At 46.8% G+C, this 15531-nt stretch carries 6 protein-coding genes; 2 read left to right on the forward strand and 4 right to left on the reverse strand.

Annotated elements, in window-relative coordinates; genetic code table 11:
* Positions 1–66 precede the first annotated feature (66 nt).
* The gene (locus QE357_RS03350; protein ID WP_309705808.1) at positions 67–1392 is read left to right on the forward strand and encodes an aminotransferase class V-fold PLP-dependent enzyme; all 1326 of its coding nucleotides are present in this window, start codon (positions 67–69) and stop codon (positions 1390–1392) included.
* Positions 1393–1517: 125 nt separating this feature from the next.
* Positions 1518–4724, forward strand: a complete 3207-nt coding sequence (locus QE357_RS03355) for a T9SS type A sorting domain-containing protein (protein WP_309705809.1) — start codon at positions 1518–1520, stop codon at positions 4722–4724.
* Positions 4725–4845: 121 nt separating this feature from the next.
* Here the strand turns inward: QE357_RS03355 and QE357_RS03360 are convergent, their stop codons facing one another.
* The 4 genes from QE357_RS03360 to QE357_RS03375 form a co-directional block, all read right to left on the reverse strand.
* Positions 4846–6411 carry a SulP family inorganic anion transporter gene (locus tag QE357_RS03360; protein WP_309705811.1) on the reverse strand — a complete coding sequence of 522 codons (1566 nt, stop codon included), beginning with the start codon at positions 6409–6411 and terminating at the stop codon, positions 4846–4848.
* A 225-nt stretch (positions 6412–6636) separates the two neighbouring features.
* Entirely contained in the window at positions 6637–8013 is a 1377-nt protein-coding gene (locus QE357_RS03365; protein WP_106636793.1) for a HAMP domain-containing sensor histidine kinase, read from the reverse strand.
* 399 nt (positions 8014–8412) lie between these two features.
* Entirely contained in the window at positions 8413–9096 is a 684-nt protein-coding gene (locus QE357_RS03370) for a response regulator transcription factor (RefSeq protein WP_309705814.1), read from the reverse strand.
* A gap of 420 nt (positions 9097–9516) precedes the next feature.
* Positions 9517–14985, reverse strand: a complete 5469-nt coding sequence (locus QE357_RS03375; RefSeq protein WP_309705816.1) for an alpha-2-macroglobulin — start codon at positions 14983–14985, stop codon at positions 9517–9519.
* Positions 14986–15531 lie beyond the last annotated feature (546 nt).

Here is a 15531-nt window from a genome sequence, read left to right on the forward strand (position 1 = left end):
TTTGGAAAAAAACTACTAATTTACCTACGGGCCGCAATCCTGTTCATCCTAACTACGTCATGGGTTATGATATCCTCTCGTCGTTCTTTCTTCCGACAGTCGGCCCGTATTGCTGTTTCCAGCGGGGTCCTGTTTCCCTCACTCAAACCCCTTACCGAATCTTACTTTACCGAAATTAAACGGTATCAATCCGCTAAAAGTGCCGAAGCACTGGCAGCAGACGAAGATTTTTGGGCGATGATTCAACAAGCCTATACGGTTTCTCCCACCACTCTGAATCTGAATAACGGCGGCGTAAGCCCGGCTCCGACATTGGTGCAGGAGGCCGTAGAGCGTTACTTCAGGTATTCCAACGAAGCTCCGAGCTACTACATGTGGCGGGTGCTGGATCAGGGCCGGGAACCGCTGCGGGAACAACTGGCTAAACTAGCCGGAACCTCGCCCGAAGAAATTGCCATTAACCGAAATGCAACGGAAGCTCTCGACACGGTGATTCTGGGTTTACCCCTGCAAAGAGGTGACGAAGTGGTCGTTTCCAATTTCGATTATCCCAACATGATGAGTGCCTGGCGGCAACGCGAGTTACGCGACGGACTGAAGCTCAATTACGTGAAGTTACCCATGCCTTGCGAAGACGAAAACCGAATGGTAAAACTCTTTGTGGAGCAAATGACACCCCAGACGAAAGTAGTGCATCTGACGCACGTCATTAACTGGTCGGGGCAGGTATTACCTGTTCGGAAAATTGCGGACGAGGCTCACAAACGGGGAATCGAAGTGCTGGTAGACGGAGCCCACAGTTTTGTGCATCTGGATTATAAAGTCCCCGAGCTGGGTTGCGATTATTTCGGTACGAGCCTACATAAATGGCTCAGTGCCCCGATTGGGACGGGGATGTTATGGGTGAAGAAAGAGAAAATTTCGAAGGTATTCCCGCTCGTACCCAATGAACAGCCGCAATCGGATAACATCCGCAAATTTGAAAATCTCGGCACACGACCGTTCTTCATCGAACAGGCCATTGCTCAGGCCATTCAGTTTAATAACGCCATCGGCTCGGCCCGGAAGTACGAGCGACTGTTTTATCTCAAGAATTACTGGGCCGAAAAAGTGAAGGATATTCCGGGGATTGAGCTATATACTTCCCTGAAAAAAGGCTATTCAGGAGCTCTGGCTGTGGTAGGGGTAGAGGGCTTGAAGCCGGGCGAACTGGAAAGTCAGTTACTAACCCGGTTTAAGATTCATACCACGCCGATAGATAAGGAAAATGTGAAAGGCGTTCGGGTAACGCCTCATGTGTACATTCTACCGTCGGATCTGGATCGGCTGGTGAACGCTTTAACGATTTTAGCCAAAGAAAGCTCCGGGAAATTAGCAAAGGCCGGAAAGTAAATAGCTGATATTTATCCGTAAATTCCCCGTGGAAGAAAAAACTTCTGCGGGGAATTTCCTTTTTTTGTATCTACGTAATGGTTAGAAAAGTAGTCGTGGCGAAGGCCCAACCCAATCAGTTTTTTATGAAAAAGTATTTACTCGGCGTTTTTATTTTGATAAGTAGCCTTCAAATCTGGGCCCAGACGACGGCTCCAAAGGAGGAATTTACGTATAGCCTGGATCCAACGATGCCGAACTATGCACCTAGTTATGATTTGTCGCTTGCTTCAGGAAAAAACAAGGTATTTGCTTTAGCTCGGGCTTCTAATACGGGTCCGTCTTCTTCGTTTGGTTTGGAAGAACTGGCCTCTTTTAATTCGGCTAATGCCAAGTTAACGACTACCTTACAAAGCTGTTCCCGAACGCCTGGCCTAGGCACTCCATGTATCTCTTCCTACAATGCACTAACAGCCGTGCAGGAAAATGGGATGATCCTAAGTAGTCAGGACTCCATCAAAAGATATAATGATACCCACGTGTTACAGTGGAAAGTAGCCACTCCACAAGATGCCCGGGTAGTCAATGCTTTACCCGTCATTTATCAGGCATCGTCTGATATTTTCTATTTTTATTATACCAATTTGGTTACGAATAAACAGACCGTTTATCAGCTAAAGTCTGGGGTTATTACGGCTATTTTAACTGAAACTATTGCTGGCTCTCCAACGATTTCAGCCTTATCGACTACCTCAGATGGAGGGTTTGTATTACTGGCAAAAGACGGTCTGCGTAAATATGACTCGGCGGGAAAAATAAGCTGGACCAAGTCGGGATACTCAGGTAGTTTTCTAATTAGTAATGATTCCTTCATTTATATTAATGATTCCAAAACGATTACCAAAGTAACCAGTACGGGTAATCAAGTCTGGAAACTTAATGTAGACGGAGTCGCCAATGGGCTGTTGCAAAGTGACGGAAGTCTGTGGGTTCGTACGGGGACTAGTATCGTTAAAATTAGTGCTTTAGGTCAAATGTCTATTACTATTAGTCAGCAGGCAGAACAGATTATTCTGACCATTACTAACGAAATTGTGGCTTTGGTAAAGAATAGTGCGGAAAGCTTTGATCTGAAAAAGTATAGTACTACAGGAAGTCTGAAATGGACTAAGAATATCGGTTTTGGCGGAACAATTGTAGCTGCTACGGACGGAGGAATTTACTATACTGCCTATAAACTCAAAGGAAAAAATACGTCTACCCAGACTAATTATTATGTGCCTGAGTTATACAAATTAGGTATAGACTGCTCGTTAACGGCCCTCATTACTGCTCCCTCATCGACGGCCATTTGTACGGGAACGAGCTTGAAACTGACGGCGAAACCCACCAGTACGGCTTCGACGGCTTACTCGTATCAGTGGAAAAAAGATAGTGTCAATGTTGGGACAAACTCCGCCGAATTTACGGCGAGTCAGGCTGGGAAGTATTTCGTAGTCGTAACTCAGGGCAGCTGCACCACTACTTCGAATGCATTGACCATTACCTTAACCGCATTGCCTACCCTAACGACTATTACGGGTAATAAAGACGAAATCTGCGAGGGAACGACAATTACCTTAGCAACTAAAGCGTCAGGGGGTTTGGGGTCTGTCTACACGTATCAGTGGAAAAGAAACGAGGTGGATTCCTCGGGTGCAAACCTGGCCTCACTGGCTGTAAAGACCTCCGGTACGTATAGCGTGACGGCTAAGGATACCAATGGCTGCGTTTCTAAGCCGCAAAGTACGGTTGTGACGATTATCAAGCCAATGCTTTACATTACGCCTGCCTATACTTCCACCCAAAGAAATTGGCTTTGCTCTGCCGATAAAGATAGCACTAAACTCCAAATCTATGCGGGGCCCAACTTTAAAGCAGAAACCTATAGCTGGACGCGGAACGGAACGGAAATCAGCAAAAGCAGTGCTCCCATTTATGTCAAGGACGCAGCAGAATACACGCTTGAAATTTCTAATTCGAATGGCTGTAAGGCTAAGTCTCCTTTGGTTAAAACAGAGATTTTTCCTTCGCCTAAGGCTAACGCGGGTCCCGGTGCCACGCTGACGGGATCAGAGGTATATGATTTGAAAAAGCTGAACGTTACTACTGCTTCCGGCGGAACGCCCGGCTATACGTATTACTGGGACACTTTCCCCGGGACGCAGTCCTACAGCGAGGCTAACCCCACGTTTGCTCCGTTTACAAATAACACGAATGTAATTCTAACGCTGGTGGACAGTAAAAACTGCGTGTCCCGCGATACTGCCTATGTACAGGTCAATAGTTGTAAAATCAGAACTTCCATCCGGGCATCCAATAACCTGACTTATGTGTGTTCGGGTAATACATTGACGCTGTTAGGCTCGGTTACGGATACGCTGGGAGCGGTAAAATATAGCTGGCGGGAAGGCAATACAGTAGTTGGAACGGGTAAAAATGTAAGCATTAGCAAAGCCGGTTCTTATTACCTGAGTGTGGAGGATTCTAAGGGCTGCATGAGCACCTCTAATATTCAGGTGATTACGTTGAAAGATTCTCCCAAACCCGTCATTACAGGCGATACCTCGTATTGCAAAGGCGGCGGAGCTTTATTGACTGCAGTTGTTACGGGCGGGCAGCCTTCGTATAGATACAAATGGGAATTGGGCTCAGCTCCCGTGACTGGTGGAACCTCGAGACAGTATAACGCCTCTGCTCCGGGTAGCTACTACGTAACCGTCACCGATACGCTAGGTTGTTATACTCGTTCGACGGTTAAGGTCATTACTGAAAAGGGAGCAGATCTGGTATCGAATATCACGCCAGCTACGTCACTTCAGGTCATGGAGCCTGATAGTGTGATTCTGAATGCCCCTTCAGGACTAAATTATAACTATCTATGGCGGAAGGATAATGCAAATGTGACCGGAGCTAATGGAGCTCGTCTGGTGTTAAAAGGTTCCAGAAGTAGCGGCAGTTATGTAGTAATTGTATCGCGGGATGGGTGCTCAGTTCCCTCACAGTCAGTGATGGTTCGTATCGAAGCCCCAACGGCTGTCGAGCCCACCTCACCTCAGATAGCAGTGCTGGTTGCCCCAAATCCTGCCCGGAATCGGGCAGTAGTGTCGGTTACGCTGCCGCAGGCTTCTTCGGCTCAGATCCAGTTATACAACCTCATGGGCCAACCACTGGTATCACAGAGGAGCTCTGATGTGTCAAAAGATCACCGATTTGAGTTAGACTTATCCAGTTTGTCTTCGGGACTGTTTATCTGGAAAGTTCAGGCTGGCCATCAATCCCGGCAGGGACGGTTGATCAAGAATGACGAGTAAGAACAAAAAAGGTAAAGGCTTATACGGCCTTTACCTTTCTACTACCAAAACCCTCGGATGAAAAGGGTTCTTATCAAACTAACTCCTTACCTTTAAAATACCTCTGGTCTGTTTTAGACAACTATCTGTTGATGAAGTGTGGAATTTCTAAATTGGTGTCCAGCCGAATGAGGTAAATATTACGGGCTTGAGCACTGGTCTCAAATCGCTGGAGAATGTCTTGTACGTCACTATCGATATAACTCGTTTGGGTATAATCAATTTCTACTCGTGTCCCATTCGGAATCCGATCCAGTAAGGCACTGATACTGGCTTTATTTAAAAAGGAAACGTAATCCCCCAGCCGAATGCGAATACTTTCTTTGCCATTCATTTCATAGGTATAGGTTTGATGGGCTTTGAGGTACGTTTCACGGATGATGAAAAATAAACTCATCAACATACCAATGGCAATACCTGCTATTAAATCCGTTAATAGAATAGCTCCTACGGTAGTAATAAAAGGTAAAAACCTGACTAACCCTGCCTCATACTGGCTTCTGAATAACTCAATTCGGGCGAGTCGGTAACCCGTTATAAACAAAATTGACGCCAGGGCTGCCCAGGGAATTTCATTGAGCAGGTTCGGCAAGGTTATCACACAAACCAGTAACATAAATCCGTGAATGAGTGCCGCCCTTTTGGTTCGGGCTCCGGCATTCAGACTAATCGAACTGCGGACAATAACCGAGGTTAGAGGCATCCCGCCCATGAGTCCACTCATCAGATTCCCAATGCCCTGAGCTTTCAATTCCTGGTTCGAAGGTGTTTTACGACTGAGCGGATCGAGCTCATCCGTCGCTTCAATTGATAATAAAGCCTCCAGACTAGCCACCAGAGCAATGGAAATAGCGGCTGTATATACCCTCGGGTTATTGATCTGGCTGAAATCGGGTAAGGTGAATAACTTCAGAAAACCAGAGAAATCAGCCGGAACGGGTAACTGTACTAAATGATTGTCTTTCAGAGCCCAGGCTGGGTGAAATAGCTGAAAAAAGGTATTAATCAGAACGGCTGTGGCTACTACAATCAAAGCCGGTGGAATCTTTGAAAGTGAGGTCTGTTTTCGGGGAAGAATGAATTCCCAGATAAAAAATATACCCATCGAAATCAAAGCAATCAGGATTGCCGTGGCATTAATATGAGCAAATGCCCACTGGCACTGTTTGAGTATATTGATTCCATCGGGCTGGAAAAGGGTGAAGGCTTCGGCATGATCGCCATCGTAACCTACAAGCAAAGGAATTTGCTTGAAAATGAGGATGATGCCAATGGCGGCGAGCATTCCTTTAATGACCGACGATGGAAAGAAATTACTAATGATTCCGGCCCGGGCGTAACCCAGCAAAATCTGAATAATTCCCGCCAGACAGGTGGCTAACAGAAAAGTAGAGAACGTTCCGAGGCTGTCCATGGCCGATAACACGACGATGATCAGGCCTGCTTCTGGCCCGGAAATACTGAGGGCTGATTTACTAAAACTTCCCACTATCAGGCCGCCCACAATTCCTGCGATGATACCTGCAAACAGCGGGACGCCCGAAGCCAGTGCAATACCTAAACAGAGGGGTACGGCTACCAGAAAGGAAACGACTCCGCCCCGAATGTCACCTATAAGGCTTGATTCAGCAGAAGGATGTTTTTTCATGTGTAGAAAGGGCTTAAATGAAGACACCGTCTACGATCAACATTCGCTGAAATCAATTCAGTGAATCTCACGTGGGTAGGATAAACTAAAATAGATCGCTATTCAAAGAAAGCTGATAATGAACATATTTTAGCTTAGAACAAAGATAGACAAGGCTACTTTACAGGACATTAGGAGTCCATTAGAAGGTTATTAGAGAATGGTGAGAAAATGATTAGAAATCGATTAGAAAACCCTGGGTAAGTGCAGCGTCATGGTCGTTCCGACGCCTGGGTGAGAGACAACCTGAATGCTGCCGTGATGTAGTTCGATGATGCGATGGGTGAGGGGCAGGCCAATGCCATAGCCATGAATTCGCTTGACGTTATCGGCCCGGAAGAAAGGCTCGTAAATATGCTTGAGGTCTTCCTCGCTAATGCCTACGCCCTGATCGGCGAAGCTAATGGTAGCCCCCGCCGAATGCACGCCAAGCGTGACCTTAACCTGCTTATTTTCGGAAAACTTACAGCCATTTTCCATCAAATTGAGAAAGGCCGTCGTTAATAAAGACTGGTTCCCTTTGACAATCAGCTCGGGCTGGAACTCGGCTGTTGTGCCCTCAAAAGAGAAAATCATCTGGTAATGCGGATGTTTGGTCGTTAATAACTTGGCTGCATCATAGATGACCTCATCGAGCGAAACTTCCTGAAAAGTAACGGTAGAATCATCCTGGCTGACCTGGGCGAGTTCGAGCAGGTTATTGGAAAGGTTATTCAAACGCTTAATAGCCTCCAGTACCGTTTTCCACTTGGCCTCGTGTTCTTCCGCCGTACGGGGTTTAATGAGGGTTACTTCAATTTGTCCGGTAATGATGGTTAGAGGTGTGCGTAATTCGTGGGAAGCGTTGGCCACAAAATCCCGCTGCACTGCAAAGGCTTTCTGCACGCGGTCAAGCATGGAATTGAAGGTGTGAGCCAACTGGGCAATTTCGTCGTGATCATTACCCGCCACTACGCGTTGATTAAGGTTAAGAGCCTTAATCTGACCTACTTGTTGAACAACATCCGAAATGGGCTGCAACGCCCGACCCGCGAAAAACCAGCCCGAAATGCCTACCAGCGTCAGGCTGAATACTAAACCAAAGCCTAAAATAGTTCGAAGGTGTTTCATTTCGGTCAGACCATATTCATCGTAGGCGGACGCGATGATAATCAGGTTGGTGTCTTCATGTTCGTAAATTAACCCAACGATTTCTTTTTTGCCATAGCGAACAAAAACTTCATTTTTCTGGCGAACCCGATTCAGTAAATCCAGTTCATCGACAATACGATCGGGGCGATTTTCGCTCTCATAAATGATTTTGCCTTGAAGGTTATAAACAATGATCTGCTCCTGCGGCAAGGAAGTCAGGTTATTCCGTTCGAAAAGCTGGAGCAGTTTTGCATCAATCTTTTGCTCTTCGATGAGCAACCGGGCCGTAGTTTTGGCCTTATCGGTTAGTCGCAGGTAAAAATCCTTTTGTCGGAAATATTCAGAAACGAAGTAAACCACCGAGGAAAATAGAACCAGGTTGGCTGCCACGATGAGCAAGAAGGTGACAGAAAGCTTGGATCTGATTTTCATTGTACTTGAAGGGATTGATTCGTTTGAGATGGTCTGAAAGTTTGATCAATGACTAGCCTTAGTAGAGACGTGATTCATCCATAAAATATGATTCTCCAGTCTGTCATCTCAAACGTAGTAAGAGACATTCTTTAGACAAGAGACGAACCTGGAGATTATGGTTCCCCCTCAGTTAGAAAGTGTTACTCAAACCTAGATAGGGTTCTTCGCTCTGAATGACAGAAGTAGAAATAGTCATTTCTTTAATCTGTTATCTTGGAAGAGGTATTAGATACTCTTTAGACAAGAGACGAACCTGGAAAAACGCTAATTGGTCTTCAGTCAGAAACAGTTCACCAACTCTAAATTAGTTTCTGTGCTTCACTCTGAATGACAGTAGGAAAATAGTTAGTGATTGTTCTAATCCTGAACCTCCTGCATGATATAACCGATGCCGCTGATGGTATGAATCAGCTTGGGCGAAAAGTCTTTATCAATCTTTTTACGGAGGTAATTCACATATACATCTACTACGTTCGTACCCGTATCGAAGTTCACATCCCAAACTTTCTCAGCGATTTCGCTGCGGGATAAAGCCCGATTCTGGTTTTTCAGGAAAAATTCCAATAAGGCCAGCTCACGAGCGGTAAGACTGATTTTCTGATTATCGCGTTTCAGCGTTTTACTTTTCTGATTGTACTCCAAATCAGCGATTTTTAGAATCACAGCTTCCGTCGGAACGGTTAATCGCCGTCGGTTCAACGCCCGTAACCGAGCCATTAGCTCCCGAAATTCGAAGGGTTTTACGAGGTAATCATCCGCCCCGGCATCAAAGCCCGTCAGGACATTATCGGTCGTTCCGAAAGCCGTTAGTATCAGGATAGACACGTCTTCGTATTTTTCCCGAATGATCTTACAAAGCTCAAAACCGTTCATAATCGGCAGGTTCACATCCAGAATTACCGTTCCGTATTCCTGTTCTTTCAGCAACTGCTGAGCCCGGAAAGCGTCATCCGCAATATCTGCTTCGAGGCCATAATCTTCCAGTCCGCTTTTGATGAAAGAGGCTACATCCTGCTCGTCTTCAACCACTAGAATTTTCATAATTCTACATTTTTCACTACGAAATAAAAGCCTTTTTTCGAAAAACACGCACGATCAAGAATGTAGGACCGCGATCCATAGCGTAAAAACCAGCTACCTCTTTCGCAGTCGCTTGGCTTCGTCGAGTGATGAAAGAGTTAGATAGGCTTCCAGTGGGGTGGTATTGAGAATATTTGGGTCAGGCATGTATGGGGTTACCTTAGATGTCAGCGAAAAGGTTGTTCAGGCTATGTTGATAAACATTATATACTTCATAGCCTAGGTTAGTGCTGCCAGCAAAAAGGCTGGCCGGGCCACGCTGGCAGCGGCATCTCTAGTTAATAACCATCACAAAGACAGACCGCTCTTTCGGATTTGTAATCCGAAATCAATCTGTCAGGGATTTGTAATCCCAAACGGTACTTAAAAACCGCCTTAGACTTATTCAACCGTTACAATTCCACCGCCTGAATAACTTCGATACTCTCCGTTATACATCGCATCGGCTGATACCGGGCCAGCGGTGAATTTGCCCTTGGATACGGCTCGGGCTAAATAATAATACGTTTGGGATTTTCCGGAAACCGATACAAAATAATGAATCCGGTCGTCACGTAAATCAAAGTGCTCGGGGTAGGATTGGCCTTTAATCCAACTTAGGTCGCGTTCAGGTGTAATGCGGGGATTTTCGATTTCCAGCCCCGCTGGTAACATATCCGTGATCACCACATTTTCAACGGGTAATCCATTCTGCGTTCGCACCGTTACCCGAACAACGATTAGCTCATTTTGCCGAAGATTACGGGTAATGGGCTGTCCACTTCGGTCAAGATACTGTTTCCGAACTTCCAGAATCTGATCACCCAGCGGAACAGTATTCCCCTGTGATAGACCTTCTGCCTGAGCGAAGTAATAGAGCGAACCTTTGCCCGAAGTGGCGAGGGTGAGTGGCGTTTGTAATCCTTTATTGATGAATAAATCCTTACCCGTAAAGGTGACCAGAGAACGTCCGGCTGCCTTGATTTGAGCGGTGGCGGTAGAGGCAGCCGACTGTTTAGCCAGTTTACCCAAGGCGAGCAGGGCAAAGCTTTCTTCCTGTGTAGAAAGCCAGTGATTTTGCCGTACCGCTGCCGAAAGCTGCCGAGCCAGTCCCGGAATTTGGGGGTTAGTCGCATCCGTTTCCAGTAAGGTATTCAGTACCAGAGCCTGATTCCGAATGGGGCTTGAAAAGTTACCTCCCGTTTGCCGCGGACTTTGATCGACTGGATACTGTTTGGGCAATAAGGCCGATTTACTGGTTTCATCACCAAGCGAACCGAAGGCCGCTGCCAGCAAATACCGCGAGTCAGTGGTCAATAAAGACGTATTGGCCTTGTAATAATTCATCACTGAGCGATTGGAACGGCCCGCCAGCGTCAAAACATAGAGGCTATAAATGGTTTCACGACGAGCTTGCATTCGATTCGTGATGCTGCCGTCTTCATTAAGAATAACAGCCTTCTCATTGGCCTGCTTGCTTACCTGCTGGTTGAGGTAATCCAAGGCTTTACTCAGCGTGTTGGCATTTACTTCATAGCCAGCTTTTTGAGCTTCAATCATAAAATGCACTGCATAAGCCGTTGCCCACCATTCGTCGCGTTGACCCGCCTGCCACATGGCTAAACCGCCGTTATACAACTGCAACGTTTCAATTTTACGTAAAGCTGCCGCTACATTAGCCGCTGGGTTCAGGTCTGAGGTACCAGACTTTAGGTACGGTTTCCGATCCGTTTGAATCGTCTTGACCAGATCGGCGAAGTATAACTGTGGAAACGCCGCCGAAACCGATTGCTCCAGACATCCGTAAGGATAACTCAGTAAATGATCGAGCCGATCCGAGAGCGAAACCAGTGGCGAGCGACTTACTCGTAAGGAAGCCTTAACGGTTCCGGGAACAAATTCCTGAAGCGAAAGCGGTAAGGTAGCCGTTTGCCCGGCATTTACGGTTCCTGAAACAGAAGTTTTCACTAAGCCAACACTAGGCCGAACGGTAAGGTCAACCTCTTCCGTAAACGTTTCTCCCAGTCCCTTGACTGACACTTTTACCTTACCCGTGCCAATGGCCTGAGCGGCTTTGATGTTGAAGTTAACCCGACCTTCGGCGTCAGGATTAATGCTGAGGGTTTGCGGAGCTGGCGTCTGGTTTTGTAAGGCTCCCGTCGCTTGTAAAGTTGCGGTTATGGAGGCTGTCTTCTTCGTGGTATTTGTAATGTTAACCGGGACAATCAGTTCATCGGAAGGACTGGCAAAACGAGGTAGGGCCGTGCTAATTACCAGCGGGTCGGCAACTTTGATGTGCTGTGTGGCTGACCCAAACGCTTGGTCTTTATAGGCCACAGCCATGACTCGTAAATCACCCGAAAACTGGGGGATGTCTACGTTAAAGCTGGCCTCACCGCTGGCATTTGTGTGCAGGATTCCGCTCCAGACAGCCACGAGTTTCACCCGACCGTTGGCTAGTGGATTCACCCGTTTTTCCATATCAAACCCATCTCCACCGACAGAGCTTCGCGAGCGAATGCCTAACTCGGGATGCAGATAGGCGTAGAGATCATAGTCATTCACTTCCAGGGCCCGCTTCTGATAAAAGAAGCCATAGGCATCAGGAGATTTGTAGTTTTTCAGTTGAAGAATGCCTTCGTCCACCACGGCAAGGGTTACCTGAGCATTCCGGGCGGTTTTTACACGAATCGTCTGACGCGTTTTCGACCGGGATTTTTCGACGGAAGTAATGGCTACGTCTAATTGGTTATCGGCATCCGAAACCATAAGGGGAGCATACCCGTGAGCTACCGTCAGCGGTAAATCTTCGTCATTCATTTCCCGGAAAAGCGTCGCTGCTACGTAAACGTTAGGCAAGTGCTCTTTACCTACCGAGAAACTTAACTCGGCAGATTTATGATCAGTGGTCAACACGTGATGCTCAAGCACACGATTGCGTTCAATGGTAACTAACAGTTTTCCCGAAAAAGGCGTCTTGAATAATACTTTCGCCTGATCGCCAACCTGATAGGAAGGTTTATCGAACGTCATTTCTACCTGACCTTCATTATTTACTTCAAAAGCAGTGGAACTGGTTTGACCGTAACCGTAGGCATAAAACGACTGACTCGTCCAGTTTCGCGAACCTGCCCGATGAAGACGAACTTCGTATTCCCCGGAAACGGGGGGAGCATAACTCACCGAAGCCCGGCCTTTGGTGAAGGCAACGGCTCGACTAAAGACGATTTTTGATTGTTTTTTGGACGAATATTTCATCGAACCATCCGTGTTTTTTTCAATAACCGTCTGGTAATCGTGCTTGACGATGTCAAGCTGACCTTGAGTATTTTGGAGCTTTCCATCCGCATTTAAGGCGACGAGTGGAATCGTAACCGGAGCATTGGTACCCACATAGGTATCGGGCATGCCGATGCCGTATAAAATGGGCTGTGTCTGTATCGTAAACGTCTGCAAACGATTCACCGGACGACCCGTTTCGTCGAAGACGGTTACAAAGGCTTTAGCTTCCAGCAAACCCATGTCCTGCCAGCTAGCGGGTAATACGAAACCTTCCGTGGCCAGTCCGGCGGCATTGGTTTTGCCCTGCCGAACCATGTTTTCAAACTTGGTATTGTCCTGTATATCGAAGACAAAACTTTCGTAACCCTTAGGCTGAAAAAGTTGCCGCTTCACCTGTACATCCATCTCATAATTTCGATCCGATGCCGGAGGACCGAAGAGGTTGGTAGCCGTGGCCGAAATGGGTACCGTTTCACCGGAATTATAGCGTTCTTTCGGTGATCTTACTTCAACTTTGATACGATCCGGCATGAATTCTTCTACCGAAATGGGCTGCGAAGTCAGAATGACATCATTGGCATTCAATACTTCCAACTGATACGTCCCGGTAACAACGGCTGTTTCAAGGGGAATATCGGCGGCTACGGCTCCCTGGGCATTGGTAGTCAGTCGAAGCGTTTGGTATTCCCGACCGTTTGGCATCAGAAAACGAATTTTTAACGGAATTTCACCCGGTGTTTCCCAGGTGTGTTTACGTACAATGGTATTAAAATGAACCGTCTCACCGGGGCGGTAAATGTTGCGGTCGCCGTAGAGGAAAGCTTCAAAACCCGAGCTATTGTCTCGTTTGCCGTCCACTTCAAAACGACTGGTGGGCACCTGCGTATCTTCCAGAAAAAGGTAATTGAAATCGTCTTCAGTCTGAGCCGTTACCAGTGCCGTAGTGAAAGAAGTTTCTTTTAAGTCTTTAAATAAAGCAACGCCTTTCGAGTCGGTTTTGGCGGTTTGAATGGTCTGGTTGTTCGAAGAGACCAGCTTGATCTCAACATTACTCAGAGGTTCGGTGGAACGGATGGAGTGAGCAAAAACGAGGCATTCATCGCCTGCGTTTTTAGTCACTAAGCCAATATCAGAAATGCTGACCAGCTTGGTGGCGGAATGGTAATATTCGTCAGCCGAATGCAGCGAAACCAGATAAATTCCCCGGAACTGGTTCGTCGGGTCAGGCAAGCTGAGGTTCAGTAAGGAAACGCCGCCATTTTTGGGTAAATCTTCGGTTTCAATGGTTTTATTAACCACCAGATCCGAATAAGCTCCACCATCTTCGGAATACACATAGCCCCCTTCAACGTAGGCATCATTCTCGTAGCGATAATCACGGTACCGGTTATTACGGAGGTAAGCCAGAATATTGTTCTCGTAAATCTTCGAAATCCGAACCTGTACTTTGGGGATGTTGGTTACCTGAACGGCCACATTCCGGTGCCCTTTGGAACTGAGATATACCGCTTTTTTATGCACAAATTCCAGAGCGGCGGGCATTCGTCCAAAGTATAAATCTTTGGTGTACGTCTCGCTAAGAGCCGGGCCAAGAACACCCCGCAACTGCTCATTGAGCGTTAAGGTATAGGTATCCGTTTCGTTGAAATCGCCTCGGATGATAAGTCCGTTTTCTAATAGCTCCGTCTGCGTAGCAACGCTGGTTTGGGTTTCTTTAGCGGGTAAAGGGTTTCCTAAACTGTCGTATTCAGTAACCGCTTTTGTGTGGGTGCTGGCGTTCAGTGCATACGCCGAAGTAATGGATTCAGGATTCAGTTCCTGGGTGGTGGTTACTTTAATAAAGCCACGATTATTTTCGAAACCTGATTCTACACCAACAATTTCCAGCGTTTTGGGGTCGGGTAAAGTCGTCTTTAACTCGATGGGTTCTTTTGACTGGTAGGAAGTAGAAACAGCCTGAATGCCTGCATCGAGTTTCAAGTTCAGTGTCTGAGCATCCTGAACGCCGGACAAGCTAAGAGGCAGGGAAGCCGTAGTGCCCTGTTGAGCTACGCTAAAGCCCACCTTTTCATCTTTTCGGGTAACGTTCAGTTTGGAGCCTACCTGACCGCCGGAAATCGGATAATTGAAATTCAGCCGGAGTTTGGCTACGGCCTGTCCGCTCGTTTTCGCCTTGGTCCAATAGGCTTCGGTGGTTTGAAGTTGTAGATAAGGCGTATGAAAATGGAGCTTTTCGGAAGAAACACCCAGAGACTGCTCTTTTACCTGCGTGAGTAACTTATCGGAAAGCCGGGCCTGATACTCGGTGGCGGGCTGGAAGGAAGCGGTGGGCGAAAAGACCAGCTCGTTTTTACCTACCCATTTAAATCGGCCCTGAATGGCAGGTTCGAACTCGATGAACTTCGTGCTTTGCCAGGTTCCCAGCTCTGCATCAGGAACGAGGTCTTTATTAAAAGTAAAAACCAGATTTTGAGCTAACTGAATTTCATCTTCAAAGTTTGTAGCCCGAATAACGACCTCATTGAGTTTCGAACAAGTCGAAAAAAAGACAGACAGAGCCAGCAGCCCAAGCACCCGAAGCCCACGCATAGAGTATAAAGGAATTTAGATTGAAGTAAGGAGTTGTCTGTTTTCAGTTTCAATGAAAATCTGAATGCTAAACGGCTGTAAGATAGGATTTATTTCCCCGGGTTGTTATCCGTAGCTACCTAATATTGACCCCCGCTGGGGTTGTCAATGCGATGGTCTTACAATGACTGTTGCCAGCAAAAGAAGGAATTATGATATAGATCGGGGATCTAAAAAAATCCCTGGCTTAGCACCTGGAATTACCCATAGTTTTAACTCCACTGGGGGAGGCGTACGTATGCTTACCCTGTCGTTGCCAGCTTTTTCGCTGGCAACATGAGTTACTGGTGGAAAGTATTCTTATGGTAGAATCGTAAGCAATTGATCATGAACAAGAACCCGAGAGGGGTTCAATGCGGATAACCTTGGGTGTTAGAATGCCTCTTCGGGGTTATCCATTATCCATCGTTAACTCTACTGGGGGAGGTGTATGCTTACCCTGCCGTTGCTAGCTTTTTCGCTGGCAGCATGAGTTACTGGTAGGAAAGTATTCTTGAATGACTGGGT

It is taken from the genome of Siphonobacter sp. SORGH_AS_0500, from assembly GCF_031453245.1.
In the GTDB taxonomy this organism is placed as follows: Bacteria; Bacteroidota; Bacteroidia; order Cytophagales; family Spirosomataceae; genus Siphonobacter.

Excerpts from the sequence above, each read along its gene's own strand:
- QE357_RS03360 (WP_309705811.1), bottom strand. The coding sequence starts at position 6,411 with ATGAAAAAACATCCTTCTGCTGAATCAAGCCTTATAGGTGACATTCGG.
- QE357_RS03365 (WP_106636793.1), bottom strand. The coding sequence starts at position 8,013 with ATGAAAATCAGATCCAAGCTTTCTGTCACCTTCTTGCTCATCGTGGCA.
- QE357_RS03355 (WP_309705809.1), top strand. The coding sequence starts at position 1,518 with ATGAAAAAGTATTTACTCGGCGTTTTTATTTTGATAAGTAGCCTTCAA.
- QE357_RS03375 (WP_309705816.1), bottom strand. The coding sequence starts at position 14,985 with ATGCGTGGGCTTCGGGTGCTTGGGCTGCTGGCTCTGTCTGTCTTTTTT.
- QE357_RS03350 (WP_309705808.1), top strand. The coding sequence starts at position 67 with ATGATATCCTCTCGTCGTTCTTTCTTCCGACAGTCGGCCCGTATTGCT.
- QE357_RS03370 (WP_309705814.1), bottom strand. The coding sequence starts at position 9,096 with ATGAAAATTCTAGTGGTTGAAGACGAGCAGGATGTAGCCTCTTTCATC.